Source organism: Kitasatospora sp. NPDC056531, from assembly GCF_042794375.1.
GTDB lineage: Bacteria > Actinomycetota > Actinomycetes > Streptomycetales > Streptomycetaceae > Kitasatospora.
Map to the genome: position 1 here is coordinate 53,756 of NZ_JBHTTU010000021.1, position 26,922 is coordinate 80,677.

Annotated in this window: 21 protein-coding genes, 8 tRNA genes and 1 pseudogene; 17 read left to right on the forward strand and 13 right to left on the reverse strand. The window is 72.5% G+C overall.

Annotated elements, in window-relative coordinates; all coding sequences use genetic code 11:
• The first annotated feature begins 39 nt into the window (after positions 1-39).
• Both cobT and cobA read left to right on the forward strand, forming a co-directional pair.
• Positions 40-3,918: a nicotinate-nucleotide--dimethylbenzimidazole phosphoribosyltransferase gene (cobT, locus tag ACFQ87_RS19740; RefSeq protein WP_380612057.1), complete on the forward strand. Its 3,879-nt coding sequence runs from the start codon at positions 40-42 to the stop codon at positions 3,916-3,918.
• Positions 3,919-4,026: 108 nt separating this feature from the next.
• Positions 4,027-5,274, forward strand: a complete 1,248-nt coding sequence (gene cobA, locus ACFQ87_RS19745; protein ID WP_380612058.1) for a uroporphyrinogen-III C-methyltransferase — start codon at positions 4,027-4,029, stop codon at positions 5,272-5,274.
• 65 nt (positions 5,275-5,339) lie between these two features.
• On the opposite strand, the gene ACFQ87_RS19750 is transcribed toward cobA, so the two are convergent.
• Positions 5,340-8,081: a SpoIIE family protein phosphatase gene (locus ACFQ87_RS19750; RefSeq protein WP_380612059.1), complete on the reverse strand. Its 2,742-nt coding sequence runs from the start codon at positions 8,079-8,081 to the stop codon at positions 5,340-5,342.
• A gap of 89 nt (positions 8,082-8,170) precedes the next feature.
• Between ACFQ87_RS19750 and ACFQ87_RS19755 the strand changes: the two genes are divergently transcribed.
• On the forward strand, positions 8,171-8,992 hold the full coding sequence (locus ACFQ87_RS19755) for a TrmH family RNA methyltransferase (protein WP_380612060.1): 822 nt from the start codon (positions 8,171-8,173) through the stop codon (positions 8,990-8,992).
• Positions 8,993-9,085: 93 nt separating this feature from the next.
• Here ACFQ87_RS19755 and ACFQ87_RS19760 read toward each other — a convergent pair whose 3' ends face one another.
• The gene (locus ACFQ87_RS19760) at positions 9,086-9,667 is read right to left on the reverse strand and encodes a TetR/AcrR family transcriptional regulator (protein ID WP_380612061.1); all 582 of its coding nucleotides are present in this window, start codon (positions 9,665-9,667) and stop codon (positions 9,086-9,088) included.
• 42 nt (positions 9,668-9,709) lie between these two features.
• On the opposite strand from ACFQ87_RS19760, the gene ACFQ87_RS19765 reads away from it, so the two are divergent.
• The 7 genes from ACFQ87_RS19765 (at position 9,710) to ACFQ87_RS19795 (ending at position 15,768) form a co-directional block, all read left to right on the forward strand.
• Entirely contained in the window at positions 9,710-10,288 is a 579-nt protein-coding gene (locus ACFQ87_RS19765; protein ID WP_380612062.1) for an aldehyde dehydrogenase family protein, read from the forward strand.
• 89 nt (positions 10,289-10,377) lie between these two features.
• Complete coding sequence (locus tag ACFQ87_RS19770) at positions 10,378-11,568, forward strand: AMP-binding protein (RefSeq protein ID WP_380612063.1); 1,191 nt, start codon at positions 10,378-10,380, stop codon at positions 11,566-11,568.
• Positions 11,569-11,643: 75 nt separating this feature from the next.
• Entirely contained in the window at positions 11,644-11,832 is a 189-nt protein-coding gene (locus ACFQ87_RS19775) for a hypothetical protein (RefSeq protein ID WP_380612109.1), read from the forward strand.
• A gap of 469 nt (positions 11,833-12,301) precedes the next feature.
• Positions 12,302-13,144, forward strand: a complete 843-nt coding sequence (locus ACFQ87_RS19780) for a flavin-containing monooxygenase (protein WP_380612064.1) — start codon at positions 12,302-12,304, stop codon at positions 13,142-13,144.
• 472 nt (positions 13,145-13,616) lie between these two features.
• On the forward strand, positions 13,617-14,609 hold the full coding sequence (locus ACFQ87_RS19785; RefSeq protein WP_380612110.1) for a GMC family oxidoreductase: 993 nt from the start codon (positions 13,617-13,619) through the stop codon (positions 14,607-14,609).
• Positions 14,610-14,752: 143 nt separating this feature from the next.
• Positions 14,753-15,352: a phytanoyl-CoA dioxygenase family protein gene (locus tag ACFQ87_RS19790; RefSeq protein ID WP_380612065.1), complete on the forward strand. Its 600-nt coding sequence runs from the start codon at positions 14,753-14,755 to the stop codon at positions 15,350-15,352.
• Positions 15,349-15,768 carry a RidA family protein gene (locus ACFQ87_RS19795; protein WP_380612066.1) on the forward strand — a complete coding sequence of 140 codons (420 nt, stop codon included), beginning with the start codon at positions 15,349-15,351 and terminating at the stop codon, positions 15,766-15,768. The genes ACFQ87_RS19790 and ACFQ87_RS19795 overlap by 4 nt, the downstream gene beginning before the upstream one ends.
• Positions 15,769-16,730: 962 nt before the next feature.
• On the opposite strand, the pseudogene ACFQ87_RS19800 reads toward ACFQ87_RS19795, so the two are convergent.
• Positions 16,731-17,993 (reverse strand): annotated as a pseudogene (locus ACFQ87_RS19800) (serine/threonine-protein kinase); the annotation flags it as partial.
• Positions 17,994-18,400: 407 nt separating this feature from the next.
• Between ACFQ87_RS19800 and ACFQ87_RS19805 the strand changes: the two are divergent.
• The gene (locus tag ACFQ87_RS19805) at positions 18,401-18,601 is read left to right on the forward strand and encodes a hypothetical protein (RefSeq protein WP_380612067.1); all 201 of its coding nucleotides are present in this window, start codon (positions 18,401-18,403) and stop codon (positions 18,599-18,601) included.
• Between the two features lie 281 nt (positions 18,602-18,882).
• On the opposite strand, the gene ACFQ87_RS19810 is transcribed toward ACFQ87_RS19805, so the two are convergent.
• The 6 genes from ACFQ87_RS19810 to ACFQ87_RS19835 all read right to left on the reverse strand — a co-directional run bounded on the left by ACFQ87_RS19810 (position 18,883) and on the right by ACFQ87_RS19835 (position 19,520).
• Positions 18,883-18,954: transfer RNA gene (locus ACFQ87_RS19810), tRNA-Val, on the reverse strand.
• A 44-nt stretch (positions 18,955-18,998) separates the two neighbouring features.
• A tRNA-Val gene (locus ACFQ87_RS19815) sits at positions 18,999-19,070 on the reverse strand.
• Between the two features lie 44 nt (positions 19,071-19,114).
• Positions 19,115-19,186: transfer RNA gene (locus ACFQ87_RS19820), tRNA-Val, on the reverse strand.
• 41 nt (positions 19,187-19,227) lie between these two features.
• A tRNA-Val gene (locus ACFQ87_RS19825) sits at positions 19,228-19,299 on the reverse strand.
• 34 nt (positions 19,300-19,333) lie between these two features.
• Positions 19,334-19,407, reverse strand: a tRNA-Cys gene (locus ACFQ87_RS19830).
• A 40-nt stretch (positions 19,408-19,447) separates the two neighbouring features.
• Positions 19,448-19,520: transfer RNA gene (locus ACFQ87_RS19835), tRNA-Gly, on the reverse strand.
• A gap of 322 nt (positions 19,521-19,842) precedes the next feature.
• Here ACFQ87_RS19835 and ACFQ87_RS19840 point away from each other — a divergent pair.
• From ACFQ87_RS19840 to ACFQ87_RS19850, 3 genes are all read left to right on the forward strand, one after another.
• Positions 19,843-20,904 carry a chorismate-binding protein gene (locus ACFQ87_RS19840; protein ID WP_380612069.1) on the forward strand — a complete coding sequence of 354 codons (1,062 nt, stop codon included), beginning with the start codon at positions 19,843-19,845 and terminating at the stop codon, positions 20,902-20,904.
• A gap of 30 nt (positions 20,905-20,934) precedes the next feature.
• Positions 20,935-21,765, forward strand: coding sequence for an aminotransferase class IV (locus tag ACFQ87_RS19845; protein WP_380612070.1), 831 nt, complete (start codon positions 20,935-20,937; stop codon positions 21,763-21,765).
• A 66-nt stretch (positions 21,766-21,831) separates the two neighbouring features.
• A complete protein-coding gene (locus ACFQ87_RS19850) occupies positions 21,832-22,677 on the forward strand; it encodes a GNAT family N-acetyltransferase (RefSeq protein ID WP_380612071.1) in 846 nt (281 codons plus the stop codon).
• Positions 22,678-22,692: 15 nt separating this feature from the next.
• Here ACFQ87_RS19850 and ACFQ87_RS19855 read toward each other — a convergent pair whose 3' ends face one another.
• Complete coding sequence (locus ACFQ87_RS19855; RefSeq protein ID WP_380612072.1) at positions 22,693-23,193, reverse strand: DsbA family protein; 501 nt, start codon at positions 23,191-23,193, stop codon at positions 22,693-22,695.
• Positions 23,194-23,303: 110 nt separating this feature from the next.
• Here ACFQ87_RS19855 and ACFQ87_RS19860 point away from each other — a divergent pair, with 110 nt between their 5' ends.
• On the forward strand, positions 23,304-23,756 hold the full coding sequence (locus ACFQ87_RS19860) for a hypothetical protein (protein WP_380612073.1): 453 nt from the start codon (positions 23,304-23,306) through the stop codon (positions 23,754-23,756).
• Between the two features lie 10 nt (positions 23,757-23,766).
• Here ACFQ87_RS19860 and ACFQ87_RS19865 read toward each other — a convergent pair whose 3' ends face one another.
• Together ACFQ87_RS19865 and ACFQ87_RS19870 are read right to left on the reverse strand one after the other, a co-directional pair.
• Positions 23,767-24,336, reverse strand: coding sequence for a CGNR zinc finger domain-containing protein (locus ACFQ87_RS19865; RefSeq protein WP_380612074.1), 570 nt, complete (start codon positions 24,334-24,336; stop codon positions 23,767-23,769).
• A 427-nt stretch (positions 24,337-24,763) separates the two neighbouring features.
• Entirely contained in the window at positions 24,764-25,177 is a 414-nt protein-coding gene (locus tag ACFQ87_RS19870; RefSeq protein WP_030056266.1) for an SsgA family sporulation/cell division regulator, read from the reverse strand.
• A 438-nt stretch (positions 25,178-25,615) separates the two neighbouring features.
• Between ACFQ87_RS19870 and ACFQ87_RS19875 the strand changes: the two genes are divergently transcribed.
• Both ACFQ87_RS19875 and ACFQ87_RS19880 read left to right on the forward strand, forming a co-directional pair.
• Positions 25,616-25,687, forward strand: a tRNA-Val gene (locus ACFQ87_RS19875).
• A 211-nt stretch (positions 25,688-25,898) separates the two neighbouring features.
• Positions 25,899-25,970 (forward strand) — tRNA-Val (locus ACFQ87_RS19880).
• Positions 25,971-26,038: 68 nt separating this feature from the next.
• On the opposite strand, the gene ACFQ87_RS19885 is transcribed toward ACFQ87_RS19880, so the two are convergent.
• Positions 26,039-26,806 (reverse strand): exonuclease domain-containing protein, encoded by a 768-nt coding sequence (locus ACFQ87_RS19885; RefSeq protein WP_380612075.1) that lies wholly within the window; start codon positions 26,804-26,806, stop codon positions 26,039-26,041.
• Between the last annotated feature and the right edge of the window lie 116 nt (positions 26,807-26,922).

The following is a 26,922-nucleotide window of genomic DNA, read 5'->3' on the forward strand; positions in this document are numbered from 1 at the left end:
GCCAAGGGGCGCGGCAGCGGCCTGGAAGGAGCTTTGACAATGACCGATGGCGGCCACGTCCCGGGTGAGGGACTGCCGGAGCACCTGCACGCCGGGCCGGACCCGCTCGGCGGACCGGGGGGCGTCGCGGGCGTTGCACCCCTGCAGGGCGTCGCGACGGACGGCGGAGTGATTCCCAACCCGGCGGCCCCGGTCGGCGGCCTGCCCGGCGCGGTGCCCCTCGGCGCGGGTGTCGTCCCGCCGCAGGCCCAGCCCGACTACACCGTGCCCGGCATGCCGTCCCCGGCCGTCCCGGGCGAGGGCTGGACCGTGGACCAGGGTGCCGCGCGCCCGGCCTTCCACTTCGTCGACCAGCCGGACGGGCTGGACGACGAGGACGACGTGCTGCTGATGCCCGGTCCGCAGGGCTCCTGGGGCGCCGAGCAGGCGCCGTTCGCGCCGCAGCCGGACGGCACCCCGGTCGAGCCGTCCTGGCCGCCGGTGGACCCGCCGGTGCTCGGCGCCGAGCACGCCCAGCAGCCCGTCCAGGCCGGCCCGGCGCAGCCGCAGGCCCAGCAGCCCGTGACGCAGGCTCAGCCGCCGCGCCGCCCGCTGCACGCCGGCCCGCCGATTCCGGACCCGTCGCTGATGACCGGCCAGGTGCCGGTCCGTTCGCTGGCCGACCGCGGCCCGTCGCAGGGCGGCACGCCCGCGCACGGCATCCCGGTCGTCGGCCGCCTGCCGATGGGCGAGGCCGTCGCGCCGGTTCCGGGTGTCCCGCCGCAGGGCGTGCCGCAGGCCGTGCCGATGGCGCCCGCCGCGCCGATGCCTCCGACGGCTTCCACGATCGAGGGCGCGCCGGAGGTTCTGCAGGCGCCGCAGGGCCAGGGCTTCCAGCAGGTGCCGCTGGCCGGGCAGCCGATCGAGGGCCTGATGACCGTCGAGGCGGTCGGGGCGATCGAGGTGGTCGAGGTCGTCGGGTCTCCGGAGGCCGCCCAGGCCGTACCGGCGCCCGAGGCCGCCCACGTGGTGGCGACCCCGGAGGTCGCACAGGCCCAGGCCGTCGTGGTCGAGCCGGTTCCGGCGGAGGGCGTCGCCCAGCCGGTGGCCGAGGCCGTCGCGGTCGAGGCGGTCGCCGTCGCTGTCGAGACCGTCCTCGTCGAGGCCGCAGCCCCTGAGGCGATCGCCGTCGAGGCCGTTGCCGTTGAGACGGCCGTTGAGGGCGTTGCCGCCGAGGGCGGCGTCGAGGCCGTCGCGACCGCCGAGCAGGCGGAGGCCGCCGCCCCGGCCGGTCAGCCGCGCCGGATCTCCGCCTTCCTCGCCGCGCCGACCCCGCACGGCCTGCCCAAGGTCGAGGCCGTCCAGCAGGCCCCGGTGGCCGAGGAGGCGGCGCAGCAGCAGCCCGCTCCCATAGCGGCCGCCGACGCACCGCAGGCCGTCGAGGTGGTCCAGGTGGTCCAGGAGGCCCAGGAGGCCGGGCAGGGCGCCGAGGCCGCGCCGCAGGCCGTCGTCGAGCCGGTCGCCGAGACCGCCGTCGGCACCGGTGAGATGCCCTCCGGCCAGGCCGTCGAGCAGACCACCGAGCAGCCGGCCGAGCAGCCCGCCGCCGAGGGCGAGCAGCCGCAGCCGGAGGCCGCCCAGGCCGGGCAGCCCGCCGAGGCCCCGGCCGAGCCGGTCGCCGAGCAGGCGGAGCAGGCCGTCGAGGCCGTCGGGGCCGCCGCTGAGCCCGCTGCCGAGCAGGCCGCCGAGGCGCAGGCCCCGCAGGCCGCCGAAGCCGTCGCGCCGGAGGCCGAGCAGCAGCCCGCCCCCGAGGCCGCCGAGCCCGCCGAGCAGCCGGTCGCCGAGCAGGCGGACGAGCAGCCCGCCGAGGCCCCGGCCGTCGAGCAGCCGCAGGCCGAGCCGGTCGCGGAGCAGACCGAGCAGAGCGAGCAGCCCGGCGAGGCCGTCACGTCCGAGGCCGTCCAGGAGGTGGCCCCGGCCGCCGAGCCGACCGCGGAGCAGCCCGTTGAGGCCCCGGCCGCCGAGGAGCAGCCCGTCGCTGACGCCCCGGCCGCCGAGGAGCCCCAGGCCGAGCCGGTCGCGGAGCAGACCGAGCAGGCCGAGCAGGCCGAGCAGCCCGGCGAGGCCGTCACGCCCGAGGCTGCCCAGGAGGAGGCCCCGGCCGCCGAGCCCGCCGAGCCGCGCGGCCCGGCCGCCCCCGGTTACGACGAGGCCGGCCGCGACGCCGTCCACCAGGTGATCCGCGAGCGCCGCGACATCCGCAACGGCTTCCGCCCGGACCCGATCCCGCACGAGGTGCTGATCCGCGTCCTGGAGGCCGCCCACACCGCGCCCAGCGTCGGCTACTCGCAGCCCTGGGACTTCGTGGTGATCCGCTCGGCGAAGACCCGCCGGCGGATGCACGCCCTGGCCGAGCGCCAGCGCGAGGCGTACGCGGACTCGCTGCCCAAGGGCCGCGCCAAGCAGTTCCGCGAGATCAAGATCGAGGCCATCCTCGACACCCCGGTCAACATCGTGGTCACCGCCGACCGCACCCGCGGCGGCCGGCACACCCTGGGCCGGCACACCCAGCCGCAGATGGCCCCGTACTCGGCCGCCCTGGCTGTCGAGAACCTCTGGCTGGCCGCCCGCGCCGAGGGCCTGGGCGTCGGCTGGGTGAGCTTCTTCGACGACGAGGAGCTGGTCCGCGAGCTCGGCCTGCCCGAGCACCTGGAGGTCGTCGCCTACCTGTGTGTCGGCTTCGTCGACTCGTTCCCGGACGAGCCCGAACTGGAGCAGCAGGGCTGGGCGAAGAAGCGCCCGCTGTCCTGGGTGGTCCACGAGGAGCAGTACGGCAACCGCGCGCTGCCCGGCGAGGAGCCGCAGAGCCTGCTGGCCGACACCCTGCGCGGCATCCGCCCGCTGGACGCCAAGGCGCTCGGCGAGGCCTGGGACCGGCAGAAGCGGATGACCAAGCCGGCCGGCTCGCTCGGCATGCTGGAGATCATCTCCGCCCAGCTGTGCGGCCTGTCCCGCAAGTGCCCGCCGCCGATCCCGGAGCCCGCCTGCGTGGCGATCTTCGCGGGCGACCACGGCGTGCACGCCCAGGGCGTCAGCCCCTGGCCGCAGGAGGTGACCGCCCAGATGGTCGGCAACTTCCTGGCCGGGGGAGCGGTGATCAACTCCTTCGCCAAGCAGATCGGCACCGAGGTCTGCGTGGTGGACGTCGGCGTGGCCGCCGAGCTGCCGGACGCCGTCCAGCAGGGCCGCGCCACCGGCCTGCTGCCCCGCAAGGTCCGTCCCGGCACCGGCGACATGACCCAGGGTCCGGCGATGACCCGCGAGGAGGCCCTGAAGGCGATCGAGGTCGGCATCGAGACCGCCCGCGACCTGGTAGCGGCGGGCAACAAGGCGCTGGTCACCGGCGACATGGGCATCGCCAACACCACCGCCTCGGCGGCCCTGATCTCGGTGTTCACCGGCCTGGACCCGGCCGAGGTCACCGGCCGCGGCACCGGCATCGACGACGACACCCACGCGCACAAGATCGAGGTCATCCGCGCCGCGCTGGCCCTGCACCAGCCCGACCCGAACGACCCGATCGGCGTTCTCGCCGCCGTCGGCGGCCTGGAGCACGCGGCCATCGTCGGCTTCCTGCTGGGTGCCGCCTCGCTGCGCACCCCGGTGGTGCTGGACGGCGTCATCGCCGGTTCGGCGGCACTGGTCGCCAAGGCGATCGCCCCCGAGGTACTGGCCGCCTGCATCGCCGGCCACCGCTCCGCCGAGCCCGGCCACCAGGCCGCGCTGGCGAAGCTGGGCCTGCGTCCGCTGATCGACCTCGACCTGCGGCTCGGCGAGGGCACCGGTGCCCTGCTGGCACTGCCGCTGGTGCAGAGTGCGGCCCGCGCGATGCACGATGTAGCCACCTTCGACTCCGCCGGGGTCACCGAGAAGGCCTGACGCACCCCGTCACCACTCCGCGGACCGGCCCGAGGGCGCGCCGGCCCGCGGAGTGGCGTACCGCCGTACCGTCCCCGACACCCCCACCCCCGATCAGGAGCACCGCCGATGACCGCGCCCACCCCGCACCCCAGCACCGAGGGCCGCTCCCCGTACCCGGTCGGCCTGCTGCTGGCCGGCCGCCGCGTCGTCGTGGTCGGCGGCGGCCAGGTCGCGCAGCGGCGGCTGCCGGCCCTGATCGCCTCCGGCGCCGAGCTCCACCTGATATCCCCGGCCACCACCCCGGCCGTCCAGGCCATGGCCGACGCGGGCGAGCTGACCTGGCACGCGCGCCCGTACCAGGACGGCGACCTGGCCGGGGCCTGGTACGCCCTGGTCGCCACCGACGATCCGGTGGTCAACGCGGCGGTCAGCGCCGAGGCCGAGCGGGAGCGGGTGTTCTGCTCCCGCAGCGACGACGCCTCCTCCGCCACCGCCTGGACCCCGGCCAGCGGCCGCGACGCGGGCGCCACCGTCGCCGTCCTCACCGGCGACCCGCGGCACTCCGCCGCCCTGCGCGACGCCATCGTCGGCGGCCTGCGGGACGGCTCGCTGGCCTCCCGCCAGTACCGCTCGCACGGCGCGGGCGTCGCGCTGGTCGGCGGTGGCCCGGGCGACCCGGACCTGATCACCGTGCGCGGCCGCCGACTGCTCGCCGACGCCGACGTGGTGGTCGCCGACCGCCTCGCCCCGCGCGAGCTGCTCGCCGAGCTGCCCGAGGACGTCGAGGTGATCGACGCCTCGAAGATCCCGTACGGCCGCCAGATGGCCCAGGAGGCGATCAACCGGGCGCTGATCGAACACGCCAGCGCCGGGAAGTTCGTGGTCCGGCTCAAAGGCGGTGACCCGTACGTCTTCGGCCGCGGCGGCGAGGAGCTGCTGGCCTGCGCCGAGGCGGGCATCCCGGTCACCGTGGTGCCCGGGATCTCCAGCTCGATCAGCGTCCCCGAGACGGCCGGCATACCGGTCACCCACCGCGGGCTGACCCAGGAGTTCACCGTGATCTCCGGCCACGTAGGCCCGGACGACCCACGCTCGGTCACCAACTGGGAGGCCGTCGCGGGGATGAGCGGCACCCTGGTGCTGCTGATGGCGGTGGACAAGATCGGCGCGATCGCCGCCAAGCTGGTCGAGCACGGCCGCCCGGCCGACACCCCGGTCGCGATCGTCCAGGAGGGCACCACCGCCGCCCAGCGCCGGGTGGACGCCACCCTGGGCACCGTCGCCGCGGTGGTCGAGGCCGAGGGGGTCAAGCCCCCGGCGGTGATCGTCATCGGCGACGTGGTGAACGTCCTGGCCGCCGCCTTCCAGCGCTAGGGCCGGACAGGCACTGGGACGCTTGCGGGCGGTTCGTGGAGTAGGAAGTCGGCCGGTCCGACTTCCTACTCCAGCGGCTGCTCCGTCCAGATGACCTTCCCGGTCGCGGTGTAGCGCGTCCCCCAGCGGTCCGCGAACTGCGCGACCAGGAACAGTCCGCGCCCGCCCTCGTCCTCGGTCGCCGCGTACCGCAGGTGCGGCGAGGTGCTGCTGCCGTCCGACACCTCGCAGATCAGCGCCCGGTCGCGCAGCAGCCGCACCCTGATCGGCCCGGAGCCGTACCGGATCGCGTTGGTCACCAGCTCGCTGAGGATCAGCTCGGTGACGAACGCGGCCTCCTCCAGCCCCCAGTCCGACAGCCGCGCCGCCACCTGCGCCCGGACCGTCCGCACCGCCGCCGGGTCGGCGGGCACGTCCCACTGCGCCACCTGGTCCGGGGTCAGCACCCTGGTCCGCGCCGCCAGCAGCGCGATGTCGTCCTGCGGGTGCGTCGGCAGCATCGCCCCCAGCACGTCCGCGCAGGTCTGCTCCGGCGTGCGCGGCGGCCCGCTGAGCGCCGTCCGCAGCAGCGCCAGCCCCTCGTCGATGTCCCGCTCGCGGTCCTCCACCAGACCGTCGGTGTACAGCACCAGTCGGCTGCCCTCGGCGAGGTCCAGCTCGACGGTCTCGAACGGCAGCACCGCCAGCCCCAGCGGCGGCCCGGTCGGCAGCTCCGGGAACACCACGCCGCCCTGCGGATCCACCACGGCCGGCGGTGGATGCCCGGCGCTGGCCATCGCGCAGCGCCGGGACACCGGGTCGTAGATCGCGTACAGGCAGGTCGCCCCGGCCAGCCCCGAGCCCTCGCTGAACGCCGCCTCGTCCTGGTCGATCCGGTTCACCAGCTCGTCCAGGTGCCCGAGCAGCTCGTCCGGCGGCAGGTCCAGGGTCGAGAAGTTGTGGATCGCGGTGCGCAGCCGCCCCATCGTCGCCGCCGCGTGCAGTCCGTGGCCGACCACGTCGCCGACCACCAGGGCCACCCGCATGCCCGGCAGCGGGATCACGTCGAACCAGTCCCCGCCCACCCCGGCCTGGGCCGGCAGGTAGCGGTGCGCCACGTCCAGCGCGTTCTGCGCCGGCAGGCTGCGGGGCAGCAGGCTGTGCTGCAGGGTCACCGCCATCGCGTGCTCACGGGTGTAACGCCGGGCGTTGTCGATGCACACCGCCGCGTGCGACACCAGCTCCTCGGCCAGCGCCAGGTCCTCCGACTCGAACGGCTCCGGCCGATCCGACCGCCAGAACCGGGCCACCCCCAGCAGCACCCCGCGCGCCCGCAGCGGCACCCGGACCAGCGAGTGCACCCCGTACGCCAAAGCCTGCTCCGAGCGCTCCGGGTCCTGTTCCCGCCAGCCGTGCGCCTCGGCCAGCCGCGGCTCCAGGCTGGGCTCCCCGCTGTGCAGCGTCCCGGCCAGCGGGGTGGTGGGCACCACGTCCAGCAGGGTGCCCGCCGGGTAGAACGGCGCGTCGCCGCTGATCCCGGCGACGGCGGCGCGCCGCATCCGGCCCAGCGAGGCGCCCGGCGGCGGCTCCTCGCCGGCCCGCACCTGCTCGGCGAGGTCCACCGTGACGAAGTCCGCGAACCGGGGCACCACGACCTGCGCCAGCTCCTCCGCGGTCCGGGTCACGTCCAGCGAACTGCCGACCGTCATCCCGGCGTCGTACAGCAGCCGCAGCCGCCGCTGCGCGCCCTCGGCCCGGCCGGTCAGTGCCAGCAGCTCGGTGGAGTCGCGCAGCGTGGCGACGCAGCCGGCCGGGCCGCCCGCCTGGTCGGTCAGCCGTAGGTTCACCGCGAGCAGCCGCTCCCCGGCCATCACCACCTCGTCGGTCACCGGTCGGTTGGCGGTCAGCAGCTCCAGCGGGGCGGGCTCCAGGCCCAGCCCGGTCACCGGGCGGCCCTCGGCGTCCGGCGGCAGGTCCAGCAGCCGGCGCGCCTCGTCGTTGCAGAGCAGCAGCTGCCCGTCCCCGCCAACGATCATCACGCCCTCGCGCACCGCGTGCAGCACCGCCGCGTGGTGCTCGTACATCCGGGTCATCTCGGCCGGGCCCAGCCCGTGCGTCTGCCGCCGCAGCCGTCGGCTGATCAGTGCCGTGCCCAGGGTGGCAAGCCCGATCGCGCCGGCCGCCGAGCCCAGCACCACCGGCAGCTGGCGCTCGCTCGCGGTGGAGACGCTGCTCAATGTGACGCCCGCCGAGACCAGCCCGACCACCGCGCCGCCCGGCGCGTACACCGGGACCACCGCCTGGACCAGCGGGCCGAGCGTGCCGGTCAGATGCTCGGTCACCACCTGGCCGTGCAACGCGGGTTCGTAGGTGCCGACGAACTCCTGGCCGATCCGGGCCGGGTCGGGGTGGGTGTATCGGATGCCCTGGTCGTTCATCACCACGATGAAGTCCACGCCCGAGGAGATCCGCGCGGACTCCGCCTTCGGCTGGAGGATCGCGGTCGGGTCGGGGGAGCGCAGCGCGTCCACGATGCCCGCCGAGTGGGCGAAGGCCTGCGCGACCGCCACCGACCGGTCACGGGCCTCGTGGTCGGCGTCGGTCTGGGACTGCACCACCAGCGCCACCACGGCCCCCGCCACCAACAGCAGCACGATCAGGATCTGCAGTGCGAACACCTGCCCGGCCACTGACCGGTGTCGTACCGGTTTCGACCGCTTCGCGCGGGGCAGCTGTTGCCGACCGTGTGGGCGCCCACCGAAGGAGCCGGCGTCGCCAGTGGCACCAGAGGCCGACGGAGCCCAGGATCGGCCCGGATTTCGGGCCATACGGTCATATTTACACTCCGGGTAGCCCGGGACCACCCCGTCCCTTCGGCCGTTTGGCCTTCCCCGCCCCGGCTTGGCAAGATCGCAGGGTGTCCGAACCCAGCACCATCACCGACCCCGCCGACCCCCGCCTCGCCGACTACACCGGCCTCACCGACGTCGAACTGCGCCGCCGCCGCGAACCCGCCGAGGGCCTGTTCATCGCCGAGGGGGAGAAGGTCATCCGCCGCGCCCTCGCGGCCGGCTACCGGATGCGGTCGATGCTGCTGACCGCCAAGTGGCTGGACGTGATGGCCGACGTCATCGCCGAGGCCGACGCCCCCGTCCACGTGGTCGAGCCCGCGCTCGCCGAAGCCGTCACCGGCTACCACGTCCACCGCGGCGCACTCGCCTCGATGGAGCGCAGGCCCCTCCCGGACGCCGCCGAGCTGCTCGCCGGGGCCCGACGCGTCGCCGTGTTCGAGGACATCGTCGATCATGCCAACATGGGGGCGGCCTTCAGGAATGCGGCCGCCCTGGGCGTTGACGTGATCTTCCTCACCCCGCGCTGTGCCGACCCCCTCTACCGCCGGTCCGTGAAGGTGTCGATGGGTGCCGTCTTCCAGGTGTCGTGGACTCGCCTGGAGGCCTGGCCGAAGGACATCGAGATCCTGCGTTCTGCAGGCTTCACGGTCGCGGCCCTGTGCCTGAGCGACCAGGCGATCACCCTCGATGAACTCGCTTCGCGGAACGACGAGAAGCTCGCCCTGATTTTCGGCACGGAGGGCACCGGCCTCGCCGCCACCACGCTCGCTTCGGTCGACGAGCATGTGCGCATCCCGATGGATGCCGGTGTCGACTCGCTCAACGTCGCAGCGGCCTCGGCGGTGGCCTTCTACGCGACCCGCCCGCGACGCGAGTTGGTCCAGTAGCTCACCCAGGGCGACTCCTGGGCTTCCCCGCCCCCTCCAGCCCGGCGGATCACCGGCGATCGCGGAGGCGGCCACGCCGCCCGCGTTGGTACCTCAGTCCGCGCCAACGGTCGTGCTATTCACCTCGTACGTCTCGAGGTAGGCGCTCACCAGTCGCTTGAGCTCCGTCATCGTGGCCTCGTCGCCATTCCGGTCCCGCTTGAACGCGACATCGAAGAGGCGGCCGCTGGCTTCGAACGCCAGCCTCATCACGAGTAGCGGAGTGTCGGCGCGCAGAAGTCCACGGGTGACGACCAGTCTCCACAGGTGTTCGGAGACGTGGTCGTCGAACTCCTGAAAGAGGGCGGTCAACGCCTCGTTGCGGCCTGAGAACCACAGCTCGACGCAACTGGGGTGCGCCCGGAAGTACTCGACCATCGGATCGAACGCGATGGCCACCACATCCGGGATCGATCGAAGGTCCTCGGCGTCGATGTGGTCGAGCTCGTCCTTCAGCGCATCGACGTGACGCCTGATGATCGCCGCGTCCACCTGATAGCGGTCGGAGAAGTAGTGGTACACCGAAGGCGTCGGGATGCCCGCCCGTTCGCCGATGGCTTTGAGAGTGGCGGCTTCGTAGCCGCCCTCCACCAAGATCTCCTCCGCGGCGTCCAGAATCGCCTTGACCCGGGCCACGCCACGTCGCTGCAGTACGGCCTCCGGTCGGGCCGGTGCCTGATGGGCGGTGGGTGTGCCGCCCGCCGAGGTGGCGGGTCTCGACCCGTCACTGCTCCGCTTAGCCATGTCACGCCCCGGTCGGAAGAGCAAAGTCGATCAAGAATCGGCATCCTAGCAGGGCCGCCGTCGCCGTACTCCGAGCATGCCCGGGTCGAGGGCTACATCGCCAAGGGAAAGGCCGAGGGCGCGCGGATCACCGTCGGCGGCGGACGCCCGGCATCCCAGCCGAAGGGCTGGTTCGTGGAACCGACCGTCTTCGCCGAGGTCGACAATGCGTCGACCATCGCCCAGGAGGAGATCTTCGGCCCGGTTCTGTCGGTGATCGCCTACGAGGACGACGACGACGCGGTGCGCATCGCCAACGACTCGGCCTACGGGCTCGGTGGGGCGATCTGGACCGGGGACCCCGAGCGCGGCCGATCGATCGCACGGCGCGTGCGGACGGGCACCGTGGGCGTGAACCGCTACCTGTCCGACGCCGCGGCACCCTTCGGCGGGGTCAAGGCCAGCGGCAGCGGTCGTGACCTCGGGCCGGAAGCCCTCGACGCCCACCTGGAAATCAAGTCCATCTATGTGTGACCGCACGGTCCGGCTCGGGCGGCGACATCGACGACGCTGCCCGAGCCGGACTGCCACGGACCGTGTCTCACCCGCACCGGAAGAACACCATGCTGAATCTCTCCGTCCTTCTCGAGGACTCCGCCCGCAGGTACCCCACGCGAGACGCACTCGTGATGGGAACGAGCCGTCTGACCTACGGCGAGGTCGACAGTGCCGCCAACCAGGTCGCGAACCTGCTCGTCGAGCGGGGTATCCGGCCGGGCGACAAGGTGGCGCTGAGCTGCCCGAACGTCCTGTGGTTCCCGGTCGTCTACTACGGGATCCTCAAGGCGGGCGCCGTCGTGGTGCCGCTGAACGTGCTCCTCAAGAGCCGCGAGATCACGTGTCACCTCAAGGACGCCGACGTCGTCGCGTACTTCTGCTTCGAAGGGACGCCGGAGCTGCCGATGGGGACCGAGGGCTTCGCCGCCTTCACCGCTGTCGACAGCGTCGAGCACTTCTTCCTCATCACCGCGGGTCCGGCCGCAGCGAGCCCGATCGCCGGCGCGGAGACGTTCGCCCAGGCGACCGCCGGCCGCAGCACCCGGTTCGAGACCGTGCCGACCGAGGCCACCGACACCGCGATCATCCTCTACACCTCCGGCTCGACCGGAACGGCGAAGGGAGCCGAGCTCTCCCATGCCAACACGATGATGAACACACTGGCCAGCAACCGGCTCTTCACGAGCAGGCCGGCCGCCGACAGCCATCTGCTCTGTCTGCCCCTGTTCCACACCTTCGGCGCGACCGTGCAGATGCACGCGGGCTTCTCCATGGCCGCCACGCTCCACCTCGTGCCGCGCTTCGACGCACAGCAGGCCGTCCAGCTCATGCACCGCGAGGAGATCACCTTCTTCGCCGGCGTACCGACGATGTGGTGGGGCCTTCTCGGGGCGCTGACCGACGACATCGACGTGGAGCGCATCGCCCGCAATCTCCGGGTGGGCATCTCCGGCGGCGCCGCGCTACCGGTGGAGCTCTTGAAGCAGATCAAGGAACGCCTGAACGTCACGGTTCTGGAGGGTTACGGCCTGTCCGAGACGAGCCCGGTGGCCACGTTCAGCGACAGCGAACGCGAGCCGCGTCCCGGTTCGACAGGCGTTCCGATCTGGGGCGTGGAACTGAAGCTGATCCACCCGGACTGGACCGAGGTCACGGAGATCGGTGCCGTCGGTGAGATCGCCGTCAAGGGCCACAACGTGATGAAGGGCTACTACGGCCGTCCCGAAGCGACGGCCGAGGCGATCAGGGACGGCTGATTCCGCACCGGGGACCTGGCCCGCAAGGACGCCGACGGCTTCTACTACATCGTCGACCGTTCCAAGGACCTCATCATCCGCGGCGGCTTCAACGTCTACCCCCGCGAGGTCGAGGAAGTCCTCATGACGCACCCGGCCGTCAGCCTCGCCGTGGTGGTCGGCGTGCCGCACGACAGCCACGGCGAGGAGATCAAGGCGTTCGTCATCCTCGCGCCAGGCGCCGAGGCCACGTCCGCCGCACTCGTCGCCTGGGGCAAGGAGTAGATGGCCGGCCACAAGTACCCGCGCGTCGTGAAGATCGTTCAGAACCTGCCGATGACCGCCACTGGCAAGATCCTGAAGCGTGAGCTCACGTGAGCGTCACCTGTCGGCATCCGCCCCGGCGGCATCGAGGATCGCTCGCCTGCGCTCCGTCCCTCGGCGCTGTACCACGCGCGGGCGACAGGGTGTAGATGCCGTCGGGGTCTTCCCGAACACGATTCGAGATCGCACCAGTGACACTCGAACGTCCCGTTGTCGAAGGCATTGACAGCGCTCGAATCGACCCTAAATTCGAAGTCGATTCGACATTGAGGATTGTCCGTCGGCGGCCCCCGCGGTTCGCCGACGGCCCCGACGAAGTGCACAAGAAGGCGCTCGCCCGGGCCGATCTCAGCCGGAACGGCGTCGGCAGGGCCCGAGCAGCGCGCGCCCACACCCCGCAGTCCCTCATCACCCCGGGCGGGAGCCACCAGTGAAGATCACGAGCACCGGCAGGACGTCACCGCTTGCGGACGTCGATGTGCTGATCATCGGAGCCGGCATCTCGGGAATCGGGGCGGCCTCGCACCTCAGAGCCCTCCACCCCTTCATGTCACTCGCGATCCTCGAGGCACGCGACTCCGTCGGCGGCACCTGGGACCTGTTCACGTATCCCGGCATCCGTTCGGACTCGGACATGCCCACCTTCGGCTTCGGCTTCAAGCCGTGGACTCACCGCAAGTCGATCGCCGACGGGCACATCATCCTGGACTACCTGCGGCAGACCGTCGCCGAGAACGGGCTGGCCGAGCACATCCGTTTCGGATACCGGGTGCTCAGCGCGGAGTTCTCGTCCGCACAAGGACGGTGGACCGTCACCGCCCGCCATTCCCACACGGGTGAGACGGCCGAGTTCACCGCACGATTCCTCTTCCTGGGCACCGGCATGTACGACCACGACGCCGGCTTCACACCCGAGTTCACCGGTGTCGAGGAGTTCGAGGGTCAAGTGGCCCATCCGCAGTACTGGCCGGAAAACCTGGACTACACGGGCAAGCGCGTGGTCGTGATCGGCAGTGGTGCCACGGCGGTCACGCTGATCCCGTCGATGGCCGGCACGGCCGGTCACGTCACGATGCTCCAGCGCTCGCCGGGCTACATCTTCTCGTCCCCCGCCGAGGACGCGATCGCCAACACGCTCAGAAAACTCCTCGGCCACAAGCGCGCGCACAAGGTCGTCCGGCGCAAGAACATCCTCCTCACGCGCGGGGTCCACAAGGCGTCCCTGCGCGCCCCGAAGCTGATGCGCAGGCTGCTGATCGCCAACGTGCGCTGACAACTGCCCCGGCACTTCGACGTCGGCACCCACTTCACCCCGCGTTACAACCCGTGGGAGCAGCGGCTCTGTCCGGTACCCGACGGCGATCTGTTCAAGGCGATCTCCGCCGGGCGGGCCTCCGTGGTCACCGACCACATCGAACGGTTCACGAAGACCGGCATCCTGCTGAAATCAGGTCAGGAGCTGGACGCCGACGTCATCGTGACCGCGACCGGCCTCGTCATGTCGCCCTTCGGCAAGATCCGGCTGGCGGTCGACGGTCACCCGGTGAGTCCGCCGGAGACGACGGCGTACAAAGCGATGATGCTCTCCGGCGTGCCGAACCTCGTCTTCGCCCTCGGCTACACGAACCTCTCCTGGACGCTCAAGGTCGACCTGGTCAGCGAACACTTCTGCCGACTGCTCGGCTACATGGAGGCCCACGGACCAGTTCGGCGTCGGGCGCTACCAGCTGACGCAGCGGGGCGGCCTGCGCTGCAGCGCGGCCGTCGCCTACCTGCACCTCGCCCTCGACCGTACGAACCTCACCGTGCTGTCCTCGGTTCCCGCCCGCCGCGTGGTGATCGAGAACGGCCGGGCGACTGGCGTGGAGGTGGACCGCGGCGGTGCCGTCGAGGTGATTCGCGCCGAGCGCGAGGTGATCCTGTCGGCCGGTGCGTACGAATCCCCGAAGCTGCTGATGCTGTCCGGGATCGGCCCCGCCGCCGACCTGGCCGCCTTCGGCATCGACGTCGTGCGGGACCTTCCGGTCGGCCAGGGCCTGCAGGACCACTACATGGCGATGCTGAACTTCCGTACCGACGCCGAGTCGCTGATCAGCGCGGCCACCGCTTCGAACGCCGCGCTGCTGCAGAGCGAGGGGCGCGGCCCGCTGACGTCCAACATCGGTGAGGCCGGCGGATTCTTCCGGAGCCGTCCCGAACTGGACGTCCCCGACGTGCAGTTCCACGCCGCGCCCGTGCTCTTCCACCAGGAGGGGCTCGGCGCGGCCACCGAGCACGGCTTCGCCTTCGGCCCGCTCGTGCTCGCCCCGACCAGCCGCGGCGCGGTGACCCTGCGCTCGCCCCTTCCGGACGCCGCGCCCCGGATCGGGCACAACTACCTGGTGACGCCGGAGGACCAGGAGTGCATCGTCGCCGGGGTCCGGATCGCCCTGGACGTAGCCGCGCAGCAGGCGGTGACCGACGTCGTCACGGGACCGTTCGAAGTGCCAACCCCCGGTTCCTCCGACGCCGACATCCTCGACTGGGCGCAGCGGATCGGCCAGACGCTGTACCACCCGACGTCGACCTGCGCCATCGGCGCGGTCGTCGACCCCGAACTGCGCGTGTACGACGTGGCGGGCCTGCGGGTCGTCGACGCCTCCGTCTTCCCGACGGTGCCGCGCGGCAACACCAACGCGCCCACGATCATGGCCGCGGAGAAGGCGGCCGACCTCATCAAGGGAGTCGGAGTCGTGTGATGGCGACGTCCCGGCCCTCCACCGAGCACTCCGCTTCGGAACCGTGGCGTTGGACTCATGGACCGGCGTCGGCCGTCTGACCGCGACCGCCACCCGGGGCGCCTACCCGGGCCATACCCCCGACGACGTGCGGAGCGGCATCGGTGTCGTGCACAACGCGCTCCTCCTGGACGGGCCGGAACGCACGGTCGTGCGGGCCGCTCCGCCCCGCGCCCCGCTGGTCCGCCCTGCCCGCCTACCTGCCGTGGGCCGGCGAGCACTGGGGAAACGCGTGGATCACGTTCCAGCCGCTCACCAAGCAGTACTCGCTGGAGGTCGTCCGCGGCTCCCATCAGGGAGTCCAGTACGACGGCACCACCTTCGCGAACCCCGACGACCCGACCGAGCCCCTCTTCGGCGACGGTTCCCTGCCCCGCCTGCCGGACGTGGAAGCCGAGCGCGCGCTCGACCCCGACGCCTACGACGTGGCCTCGTGGGCGACCGAGCCCGGCGATGTCGTCGTGATCCACCCCCGCTCGCTGCACAGTGGCCCCGCCGTCGACGCCGGCTGCCCGGACCGTCACACGCTGGTCCTCCGCTTCTTCGGCGACGACGCGGTGTTCCGTACCCTGCCGGACGTGGAGGGGCACCCCCTTCGCCCGCAACGGCGTCCTCTTCGTCGAGGAGATGGCGAAGCTGAACCCGGGGGACCCGTTCCGCTCGTCCGTCTTCCGCAAGCTCGTCTGAAACGGACCCCGCCATGAGTACTCACGACATGAAGCGTCAACTGATCAACCCGCCCCCCACTCAGGCGATCCACGACACGCTGCACTTCTCGCAGGCGACACGTGTCGGTGACCTGGTCTGGGTGTCGGGACAGGTCGGGATCGACACCGCCACCCTGACGCCCGCCGACGGAGTGGAGGCCCAGACCCGGCTCGCGTTCGAAGGTGTGAAGTCCGCCCTCCGGGGCGCGGGAGCGAGCTTGGCCGACATCGTCGACCTGTCGACCTTCCACACCGACCTCCGCGGGGACATGGAGGTGTTCAGCCGGGTGAAGGACGAGTACCTCCCCAGGCTGTATCCCTCGGGGACCGCGGTCGGTGTGACCCAGCTGGCGCTCCCCGAGCTGGTGGTGGAGATACGGGCTGTCGCCGTGGTCGGCAGCGGCGACGACTGACAGCGGTGGTCTCCTGACCGTTGCGTGGCGAGGAGTTCCCGGTCGGCCGGCGCCCGGTCGGGCGGGAGCTCCCCGTTGCCGTGTGTCAGATGCGGCGCGCATTCCGAGGATGAGTGGGGCCCGCCGCACAGGAAGTCGGTTCGGCCGACTTCCCGTGCCCCGGAGCCGCGCAGAAAACGGGCCGCGCCAACCCGTCGAACGCCTCCCGGCCAGCCGGCACCAGAAGTCGGCGGGACCGACTTTTCGCGTCCCCGCCCGGCACCTCAGCCCGTCGGGGCAGTCGGCGGGGCCGGGGCAGCGGCCGGGGGCGGGGTGGTGAGGCCGGTGCCGCCGGAGGCGCCGGCGCCGGGCCAGGATTCGTCGAGGGTGCCATCGGTGCGGACGGTGTAGCGGGTGGAGGTGACCGCGCCGGTGGCGGCCACGCGTTCCTCACGGACGACGGCGCTGCCGTCCAGGCGCCAGGTGGCCGTGGCCTGCGGGTCGGCCGTCGAGGTGCGGGAGGTGGCGGCGACCGGGCTGTCCCCGGTGAAGGTGTAGAGCTGGACGAGGTCGACCGGCGCCGACCCCTCTGCCCGCCGCAGCACGACGACCGCGGCCGGCTGGCCCTTGTACCGCGCCGGCAGCACCGTGCTCAGCGCGATCTGCGGCCCGACCCCGGCCGAGTGCCCGTCCTTCAGCGCGACGGAGGCCTTGCCCGCTCCGTCGGGGTAGCTGCGGTTCGGCCAGTCCACCACCGGCCCGGGCCCCTGCGCGGGCGCCAGTGCGCCGTCCCCCGCACCACCCCGTGCAGCAGCCGCCGGAGGCGGTGTTGCCGGAAGCGGGGTCGCCGGGGCCGGGGTCGCCGTGGTCTGCTGGGCGACGTCCATCGAGATCCCGGGTACCGCCTGCTCGCCCCCGTGACCTCCGGTGTTCGCCGTCGCCGTCTGTCCGACCAGCGGCCGCATCCCCTGGTTGCCGCGGTTCTCGCAGCCCTGCGCCGCCGCGATGGCCAGCGCGACACCGATCGTCACGGTGACGAAGACCACCAGCCGCTGCCGCAGCAGCCGCTGCCGTGCCGTGCCGGGCCGCCCGCCGGGAGCCGGGGTGTGCTGCCGGTCCCGGGGCCGGGGTCGGGCCGGCGGCGGGGTCTGCGGTCGGGCCCTCAGCGGGTGGGTCACCGGTGTCGCCTCGGGCCGCTGGGGAGGTGCTGCCGGGCGTCGCGCCGAGGCTCCGGCCGCCTGCCCGCCGGGACGACCGGCGGCCGCGGCTCTGGCCCGTGCCGGAGCGGCCGGTTCGGACGAGCGCCCGGGCGCCGGGACACCCTGCCGGGCACCCTCGTGTGCAGGATCCTGCGCCGCATCGGGCGGAGCGGTCGGGGCCCCTCGCCGGGCACCGCGCCCGCCGCCACCGGCGGCAGCCGCCGCCGCACCGCGCGCCGCCAGTTCGCTGAGCCGCTCATGCAGCGCGGCCGCGCCGGGCCGTTCGGCGGGCTCCTTGGCCAGGCAGGCCCGGATCAGCGGGGCGAGCTGCGGGGGGACGGCCGACAGGTCGGGCTCCTCGTGGACGACCCGGTACAGCATCACCTCGGAGGAGGCGCCCGACCCGAACGGCGTGTCCCCGGTGAGCGCGTACGCGAGCGTCGCTCCGAAGGCGAAGACGTCGGTGGCCGGGGTGACGGCCGCGCCGCGCACCTGTTCGGGCGCGAGGAAGCCGGGGGAGCCGACCGCGGTGCCGACGTGGGTGAGGGTGCTGGCGCCGCGCGACCAGGCGATGCCGAAGTCGATGATCCGCGGGCCGCGCGGGGAGAGCAGGATGTTGGACGGCTTGAGGTCGCGGTGGACGACCCCGGCCTCGTGCACCTTGACCAGGCCGTCGGCGAGCGCCGCCCCGATCCGGGCGGCCTCGGGCCAGCTCAGCGGCCCCTCGTCGCCGACCTGCTTGTAGAGCGAGGGCCCGGGCACGTACGCGGTGGCGAGCCAGGGCCGGTCGGCCTCGATGTCGGAGCCGACGACCCGGGCGGTGCAGCCGCCCCGGATCCTGGAGGCGGCGGCGATCTCGCGTGCGAAGCGGGTGCGGAACTCCTGGTCCTCGGCGAGCTCGGCGCGGATCAGTTTGAGGGCGACGCGCTGCCCCCGGCGGTCGGAGCCGAGGTAGACCACGCCCATGCCGCCGGCCCCCAGTCGCCGGTGCAGGCGGTACGGCCCGACGATGCGGGGGTCCTCACGCCGCAGCCGCATCATCGCCATGTCTCGTTCCCCGTCAGCCTGTGGGTGAGGCCCCGTCGGTTGGGGCATCGTCAGTTCCTGTCTGGCACAGCTTACGGACTGCCCGCTGCGGTGTGCTGATACGCAACACCTCAAGCCATCGTGCGATTGTCGGATCTTGCATTGAGCTGCAGGTCGCAGGGATGCCGAATCGTTTCTCGGGGTTGCCCCTCAGGGTTCCCCCGGGGGCGGCGAATGAGCTGTCTCCCCCTCCGGTAGTACGCCTTGAGTCTGAGCGTCATCCTCCGGGATGCCCGAGGAACAGTACGACGGCATGACGCCCGAAAGGCCCCCTGACCAATAGCGTTGTGCTCAGCGGTGGACGGGGAGCTCGTCCCCCGAGGTAAGCCGTCCACCGCGCCAACTCGACCGGATCAGGAGCAGGGCCCATGGCATCGCAGCAGACGGGAACCCCCCGCCGCCGTCGGTCGGCCTTCATCCAGCCCCAGTCCGCCGAGCAGCCCACCCGGCACCCCGCCGTGGCGCTGGCCATGGCCCTGCCGTGCGCCGTGGTCCTGGTGCTGTTGTTCGGCGGGTGGGACCAAATGGCCAACCAGGCCGAAGCCGTGGCCAACCTGATCGGCCGCTGAGGAAGGAACACCAGAACGGGCACTGGTCCCCTGGGGACGGGGAGCGGTGCCGCCGGGGAGGCCGCGGCCGCGATGACACGCGGACGGGCGAGGAGCGGTCCGCAGAGCACCCCGGCAGGCGGAGATGCCGCGTACGGACGTCGGTGAGGACGACCGTACGCGGCTCTTCTCTTTTCCAGCCGCCCTCCGGCAGCACTCCGGCAGCCCTCCGGCCACCACCACCGGAACGACAAAAAGGCCGGGGCCGCGACCCATACGGATCGCGGCCCCGGCCGTTACTGTGCGCGATACTGGGATTGAACCAGTGACCCCTACCGTGTCAAGGTAGTGCTCTCCCGCTGAGCTAATCGCGCCTGATGAGGCGGTCTTGCAGCAGACCCCGGAGGGTCCGTTACTGTGCGCGATACTGGGATTGAACCAGTGACCCCTACCGTGTCAAGGTAGTGCTCTCCCGCTGAGCTAATCGCGCCTGATGAGGCGGTCTTGCAGCAGACCCCGGAGGGTCCGTTACTGTGCGCGATACTGGGATTGAACCAGTGACCCCTACCGTGTCAAGGTAGTGCTCTCCCGCTGAGCTAATCGCGCCCGATGAGGCGGTCTTGCAGCAGACCCCGAAGGATCCGACGTGCGCGATACTGGGATTGAACCAGTGACCCCTACCGTGTCAAGGTAGTGCTCTCCCGCTGAGCTAATCGCGCGGGGAGGTCACCCGGAGGAACCGGGTGAGCCTCTTGGAGGTGGAGACGGGATTTGAACCCGTGTACACGGCTTTGCAGGCCGTTGCCTCGCCTCTCGGCCACTCCACCAGGCAACACATGAAGAACGATCTTACACTGTTCTCCATCGAGCGGACGACGAGATTCGAACTCGCGACCCTCACCTTGGCAAGGTGATGCTCTACCAACTGAGCCACGTCCGCCTGTCTCCCGGGATCTTCACCGCTTTCCTGCGGCTGCGCTCCCCGGCGACGTGTTGAACTCTAGCGGATTCCCGGGCCAGCTAAAAATCCGTTCCCGCAGCGTGCCGTGGGGGTGCCCGCCGCGTGCCGTCCCGTCAGCCCTCCGGACCCGTCACCGGCCGCCACCTGCGGCGCTTCCGGACGATCATCCGCAGGCCATCCGACGCACACCCGCGCGACGCACACAGCTGCTCGTAACGCGGGGCGCGAGCCCGACCAGGCCCGCGCCCCCCGACCTACACTTCAGGCACCGCCGCCCCCAGCACCACCGCGCAGGAGAACCGTGTCCGGCCACCCCGACCCCCGCACCCCGCTCGCCCGCTTCGGCGGCCGCCTGGCCACCGGACTGCGCGACGTCACCTCGGACCCGGCCGCGCTCGACTCCTCCGGGTACTGGGCCGTCGCCTACGACTTCGAGGGCCGACTCACCTGCGCCCGCTTCGACGAGGTCCGCCCCGCCCCCGCCCCGCCCTCCGGCGCCGGCTGGCGCGGCCCGGACGCCGGCAGCTGGCACAGCTCCCTGGACCGCGCCGCCTACACCGCGGGCGTACGCCGCATCCGCGAGCACATAGCCGCCGGCGAGGTCTACCAGGCCAACCTCTGCCGGGTGCTGTCCGCGCCGCTGCCCGACCCCGGCCTCAGCGACATCGACGCCCTCACCGGCCTGCTCGCCCACGGCAACCCCGCCCCCTACGCCGGCACCATCCGGCTGCCCGAGCACGGCGTCGAGATCGCCACCGCCTCCCCGGAGCTCTACCTGCGCCGGACCGGCCGCACCGTCTCCTCCGGCCCGATCAAGGGCACCGGCCGCACCGAGGCGGATCTCCTCGACAAGGACCACGCCGAGAACGTGATGATCGTCGACTTGGTCCGCAACGACCTCGGCCGCGTCTGCGAGACCGGCACGGTCACCGTCCCCGACCTGTGTGCCGTCGAGAAGCACCCCGGCCTGGTCCACCTGGTCTCCACCGTCGAGGGCACCCTGCGCGAGGGCGACGGCTGGCCCGAGCTCCTCGCCGCCACCTTCCCGCCCGGCTCGGTCACCGGAGCCCCCAAGTCCAGCGCCCTACGGATCATCGAGGCCCTGGAGACAGCCCCGCGCGGTCCCTACTGCGGCGCCGTCGGCTGGGTCGACGCCGACCGCGGCGAGGGCGAACTCGCCGTCGGCATCCGCACCTTCTGGCTCGACCGGCAGGACCCGCAGGCACCCGTCCTGCGCTTCGGCACCGGCGCCGGCATCACCTGGGGTTCCGACCCCGAGCGCGAGTGGGACGAAACCGAACTGAAGGCCGCCCGGCTGGTCGCGATAGCGTCGGGCAGCGCAATCGACCCGACCGGGGCGTAGTCCCCACCCGCCGTCTAGGAGCAGCCCTCGATGCACAACCGCACCACGAGCTGGGTCAACGGGACGCTCGTCGACTCCGCCGACGCCGCCCTGTCCGTCCTCGACCACGGACTCACCACCGGCGACGGCGTGTTCGAGACCATGAAGGCCGTCGACGGCCAGGCCTTCGCCGTCACCCGCCACCTCGACCGGCTCACCCGCTCCGCCCGCGGCCTCGGTCTGCCCGACCCCGACCACGACCTGGTCCGCGAGGCCTGCGCCCAGGTGCTCGAAGCCAACCCCGCCCCGCTCGGCCGTCTGCGGGTCACCTACACCGGCGGCAACTCCCCGCTCGGCTCCGAGCGCGGCACCGCCGGCCCCACCCTCGTGGTCGCCCTCGGCGCCATCAACCGCCGCCCCGACGAGACCGCCGTCGCCGTCGTCCCCTGGCGCCGCAACGAGCACAGCGCCGTCGCCGGCCTCAAGACCACCTCGTACGCCGAGAACGTGGTCGCCCTGGCCGCCGCCCACCGCGCCGGCGCCTCCGAGGCCCTGTTCGCCAACACCGCAGGCCGGCTCTGCGAGGGCACCGGCTCCAATGTCTTCGTGGTCCTCGGCGGCCGCCTGCTCACCCCCACCCTCGCCTCCGGCTGCCTGGCCGGTATCACCCGGCAGCTGGTCATCGACTGGTGCGGCGCCGAGGAGACGGACCTCCCGCTCAGCGCCCTCCAGGACGCCGAGGAGATCTTCCTGACCTCCACCACCCGCGACGTCCAGGCCGTCACCCGCGTCGACGATCGCGAACTGCCCGGCACCGGGCCGGTCACCGCCAAGGCGATGGCCGTCTTTGCCGAGCGCAGCGGTGACGACCTCGACCCGTGATCCCCGTACGGACAGCGGCGACGCGCAGCGCGGATAACCTTCCCGGCTAGGGGAAGGGAGCACCACATGACCACCACGCTGCGCCCCGAGGGCCCGGAGACACCCACCATCGCCGGCGGCCGCACCAGACGCTGGCGGATCCTGGCGAACGGCCGCCCGGTCGGCGCACTGCGCACCACCTCGGCCCGGCACGGCAACCAACTCTGGGGCGAGATATCGGAGTTGGAGGTCTTCGAGGGCCGCGGCCGGGGCCGCGGCACCTTCGGCGCGCTGGCCGCTGAGGAGGTGCTGCGCAGCTGGGGCTGCACCCGGGTGGACGTGAACGTCCCCGAGCGGGCCCCGATCGCCCGCGGGCTCGCCGCGACCCTCGGCTACACCGAGCGGATGCGGAACTTGGGCAAGAGCCTGGCCACCGCCCCCGCCCTTCCCGCCGGCGTCACCGTACGCCCGATCGGCGCCGCGGAGTTCCCGGCCTGGCTCGACCGGGCGGCGGAGGGCTACGTCGCCTCGCTCATGGACTCCGGCCTCAGTGAGGAGCAGGCCCGCGCCAAGTCGCGGCTGGACCACCGGAACGTGCTCCAGCAGGGCGCCGGCAGCCCCGGCGCGGCCCTGCGCCGCCTGTACGGCGCCGACGGCGCGCCGGAGCCGCTCGGCTCGCTCTGGGTGGAGCTGAACCTGCGGGAGCTGCCGGACGGCACTCCGCTCGCCTGGGTCATGGTCGTGGAGGTGTCCCCGGCCCACCGGGGCCGGGGACACGGTCGCACCCTGATGCTGCTCGCCGAACGCGAGTGCCTGGCCGCCGGGGTGCGCGAGCTCGGCCTCAACGTCTTCTCCGGCAACGAGGTCGCCGTCCGGCTCTACGACTCGCTCGGCTACCGGGTCGTCAACCGGTGCTACGGCAAGCCGCTGTGAGGAGTCGAGGGAGCGTCAGGAAGCCTTCGCCGCCTCGATGACGGCGATGATCTCCTCCCGCAGCCCCTCCTGGCTCTGCCCGCCGTCCAGCCGCTTGCCGCCGATCACGTACGTCGGCGTGCCCTTGACCCCGATCGCCTTGCCCTCGGCCTGGTCGGAGTCCACGGTCAGCATGTGTCGGCCGTCGATGAGCGCGGTGTCGACCTCCTCGACGTCCGCCCCGACCTCCCGGGCCACCTCCAGCAGCACCTGCTGCCCGCGCGCGTCCAGCTCCTCGGTCCGGGCCAGCAGCGCCTCCACGAACGGCCACCCCAGCCCCTGGGTGAACGCCTCCTCGGCCGCCTCCGCGGCGGCGTAGGCGTGCTTGTGCTTCTCCAGCGGGAAGTGCCGCAGCTCCACGGGCAGCGCCTCGCCGTACTGCGCGCGCAGCGCCCGTACGTCGTCCAGCGCGGTGCGGCAGTCCGGGCACTGGAGGTCGCACCAGAACTCGAGACGGGGAAGGGAACCATCGATCATCCCCCCAGTGTTCCACTAGTGGGTGCCCGCCCCCGCGTGCGGTGCGCCCGAGGCCGGACCGACAGGGAGGCGCCGATGACCAGGACGACCGCAAGCGAAGAGGTGCGCCCGTGCTGACCGCGGCGATCAGCTTCCTCCTCACGGCCGGCGCAGTGGCGGTCGCGGGCCTACGGGCGTGGCGGCGGCGCTTCCGTTCGGCGACCCGCTGGTTCGCGGTGGCCCTGCTGCCCGCCGGGCTCTACCTGACCGGCCTGTTCCCGCTGGCCGGCACGATCGGCCGGGCGTTCGCCGACTGGGCGGCCAAGCTGGTCTTTGACCCCCGGGTGTGGACCGGCGTCGTGCTGCTCGGTGTCTCCGCGGTCCTGCTGGTCACCACCCGCTGGGTAGGCCGCCGCGGCGCCGTGGAGGGCGCGCCGGAGCGTCCGGCGGCCGGCCCGGCCCCCGAGCGTCCGGCGGTGGCCCCGGCGTCCAAGGCGTCGAAGAAGCCGGCGGCGGCCAAGCGCGACGACGGCCTCGGCGACTTCGCCGACATCGAGGAGATCCTCCGCAAGCGCGGAATCTGAGCAGGGCGCGTCAGGCGGAGGCCACGGTCTCCGCCGACCGCTGTCGCGCGCGGTAGGCGGCGACGTGCAGCCGGTTGCCGCAGGTGCGGCTGTCGCAGTAGCGCCGCGAGCGGTTCCGGGAGAGGTCCACGAAGACCCGGGCGCAGTCCGGCGCCTCGCACCGGCGCAGCCGCTCCCGCTCGCCCGCCATGAGGATGAAGGTCAGCGCCATGCCCAGCTCGGCCGCGAGGTGGTCGCCGAGCGCGGCGTGCGGGGCGAAGTAGTGGATGTGCCAGTCGTGGTGGTCGTGGTTGACCAGCCGGGGCGTCGTCCCGGCGGCCGCGACGATCGCGTTGACCAGCTCGGCGGCCTCGGCGGTGGACTCCGTCCCGAACACCTCGCGCAGCCGGGTCCGCAGCTCGTGCACCCGCCGCAGGTCGTCCTCGGTCAGTGAGTCGATCTCGCTGATCTCCTGGCGGACCACGAAGGCGTCCAGCGAGGCGATGTCGGGCAGCCGCTCGTCGCCGCACACCTCGGGTGCGGTGTTGAGCAGATCCACGAGGATGCTCAGCGCGCACTCGGTGTCATGGGTGATCAGCACGTTGGGGCTCCTCGCGCAGGGGGACTCCGGTACCCCGCGTCCACGGTTACCCCAGACCATACCGGCCCTTGCGGCAGAAGGGCGGCGCGTTTGTTCGAAGGCCTGTGCGGATTGCGTCAGAGTGTCCTAAAGCGGGCGCCGTCCGGGCTTGGGGCCCCGGTGTCCAGCCCCCGGTGTACGAGCCCGGGCAGCCCCGGAGGGACGACGGCGCCCGACAGCGAGGCCGGCCACCCGTACGAGTGGCCGGCTCCGCTGCCGGGCGCCTGCGGTGCTGTGGCCCCGCTCCGGTGGGAGCGGGGCTTTCACCGGCCCCGAGACCGCGTCGTGCGCGGCTGAGTCCGCTGCCGTGCCCCCGAGTAGGACGGCTGCGATGACGGCAGGGGGTGCCGCCCCACCGACAGTGGGGCTGGACCGCCTCCGGTCGGGGTCAGCTTTCGGCGAGGATGTGGGACAGCTCCCGGTCAAGGTCGAAGTGACGGTGTTCGGTGCCGGGGGGCACCGCGGCGTCCGTCCGCTTGAGGAACGACTCAAGCGCCCGGGCCGGGGCCTCCAGCAGGGCTTCTCCTTCCGGAGAGCTCAGTGCGATGCAGACCACCCCTTGCCCGTGGCTGCGCGACGGCCACACCCGGACGTCGCCGGTACCAGTGGGTCGGTGTAGCCCCTCCGCGAGGAGATCTCGGGCGAACACCCACTCCACGGTCTCGTCGGCGCCCGTGTGGAACGTGGCGTGCACGGCGTAGGGGTCGGCGGTGTCGTAGCGCAGGCCCGCGGGGACGGGCAGTGACGACTCGCTGGACACGATGAGGCGCAGGTGCAGCTCGCAGCTGACCGTGGTGTTCATAAGCGCCATGGCCTTTCGCTCAGTGTGCGCTCGGGGAATCGCACGTCGGCGAACGGACCATCCCACCTCCAAGACCGATGTAAACCCCTCTGTCCCGATTCGGGCGCGAGTCGTACCCCTTACGGCGCATTGCGGAATCGTCACGGAGTACCCGCCCGGGGCATTACCGGCGGTTCTTCTCGGCTGGTTTCCGGGTCGGCATGTACTCGGCCTGTACGAAGCGCCGAGGCGGGCCGGGAACAGGGGAGCGGGTGATGCGGTCATGCCCGACGAGTCGGGCGCGCGGTCGGGAGGTCCGGGGGAGGGGTGGCGGGTCGGGGCCGGGGCGGGCCCGGCACCCGGTCGGGCGTACGGCGGCCGGGCGCCCTGGCGCGGGGCCCCCGCCAGGAGGGTGTGTCGGAGCACCCTCCGGGATGCGGTAATGTTTTCCCTGCACCCGGGCGATTAGCTCAGCGGGAGAGCACTTCGTTCACACCGAAGGGGTCACTGGTTCGATCCCAGTATCGCCCACCGGAATGCATTGTGATATGTGAGGCCCGGCCGATTATCGGCTGGGCCTCACATGTATTTCCGGATTCCGCCTGAAGCGCCGTGGGTAATCCGGCTGAGGCCCAGTCATCTTCCGCGCGGAGCGCGAGTTCTGCGGATGTGCCAGCCCTGCCCCGGAAGGGGCGAGTTGTACGACCACCCCCGAATGGTGCTATGGTTCTTCTCGTTGCCCGGGCGATTAGCTCAGCGGGAGAGCACTTCGTTCACACCGAAGGGGTCACTGGTTCGATCCCAGTATCGCCCACCGGACAGCACGCAGGCCCTGACCAGGAAACCGGTCAGGGCCTGCGGCGCGTTCGGGAGCGCCAGCCGCTACGCCGCCGCCTCGCAGCGGTGTTCGGGCTCCAACCGACGGCCGCAGCCGCACCGGGCCGGCCGCAGCGGCCAGGACAGGTCCACCCGCTCCGGCGTCCCCGAGCGGTCGAACCAGCTCTGCAGTCCGCGCGCCTGAGCCGCGTGCCAGACCGCCTGCCGCAGGTGCAGCTCCGCCGCCGTCAGCCCGCCCAGCGCCGCCGGGTAGCGGGCGCCTATTCGCCGGGTCAGCGAGAGCGCCGCCGTCGCGTCCGCCGCCGCGTCGTGCGCCCCGGCGAGATCGACGCCGTAGTGCGCGCACAGGTCGGTCAGTGTCCGGCGACCCTTGCGGTAGCGGTCCACGTGCTTGTCCAGCACTCGCGGATCCAGCACCACCAGCCCGGCGCCGTCCAGCCCGCCGGTCAGCGTCAGCCCGTGGTGGCGGCGCAACTCCCGGTCCAGCAGCGTCAGATCGTAGGGCGCGTTCATCACCACCACCGGATGCCCGGCCCGCGCCTGCGCCGCCAGCGCGCGGGTGACCTCCGCCACCACCGTGCGGGCCGGCCGGCCGTACGCCCGGACCCGCTCGTCGGTGATGCCGTGCACCGCGCGGGCGCCGTCCGGGATCGGCACCCCCGGATCGGCGAGCCAGGTGGTGGTCTGCGCCGGTCCGCCCGGGGAGAGTTGGACGACCAGCGCGGCCGAGACGATCCGGTCGTGCTCGACGTCCACGCCGGTGGTCTCGGTGTCGAAGGAGGAGAGTGGGCCGGTGTACCAGTGCTGCTGCATGACTGCCCCTCAGGCGTGCGTTCCGCGCCCTGGTGATACCCGGTTCTGACGCCCGCTCAACCCGTTTGGCCCAGGCCCGACCGGGGATCCTGCCCAAGACTGGCCCGTTCTATTGA

Bases quoted from the DNA above. Each gene is read 5' to 3' on its own strand.
- cobT (WP_380612057.1), top strand. From the start codon at position 40: ATGACCGATGGCGGCCACGTCCCGGGTGAGGGACTGCCGGAGCACCTG.
- cobA (WP_380612058.1), top strand. From the start codon at position 4,027: ATGACCGCGCCCACCCCGCACCCCAGCACCGAGGGCCGCTCCCCGTAC.
- ACFQ87_RS19750 (WP_380612059.1), bottom strand. From the start codon at position 8,081: ATGGCCCGAAATCCGGGCCGATCCTGGGCTCCGTCGGCCTCTGGTGCC.
- ACFQ87_RS19765 (WP_380612062.1), top strand. From the start codon at position 9,710: ATGGGCGGTGGGTGTGCCGCCCGCCGAGGTGGCGGGTCTCGACCCGTC.
- ACFQ87_RS19770 (WP_380612063.1), top strand. From the start codon at position 10,378: ATGCTGAATCTCTCCGTCCTTCTCGAGGACTCCGCCCGCAGGTACCCC.
- ACFQ87_RS19795 (WP_380612066.1), top strand. From the start codon at position 15,349: ATGAGTACTCACGACATGAAGCGTCAACTGATCAACCCGCCCCCCACT.
- ACFQ87_RS19805 (WP_380612067.1), top strand. From the start codon at position 18,401: ATGGCATCGCAGCAGACGGGAACCCCCCGCCGCCGTCGGTCGGCCTTC.
- ACFQ87_RS19845 (WP_380612070.1), top strand. From the start codon at position 20,935: ATGCACAACCGCACCACGAGCTGGGTCAACGGGACGCTCGTCGACTCC.
- ACFQ87_RS19850 (WP_380612071.1), top strand. From the start codon at position 21,832: ATGACCACCACGCTGCGCCCCGAGGGCCCGGAGACACCCACCATCGCC.
- ACFQ87_RS19855 (WP_380612072.1), bottom strand. From the start codon at position 23,193: ATGATCGATGGTTCCCTTCCCCGTCTCGAGTTCTGGTGCGACCTCCAG.
- ACFQ87_RS19870 (WP_030056266.1), bottom strand. From the start codon at position 25,177: ATGAACACCACGGTCAGCTGCGAGCTGCACCTGCGCCTCATCGTGTCC.
- ACFQ87_RS19885 (WP_380612075.1), bottom strand. From the start codon at position 26,806: ATGCAGCAGCACTGGTACACCGGCCCACTCTCCTCCTTCGACACCGAG.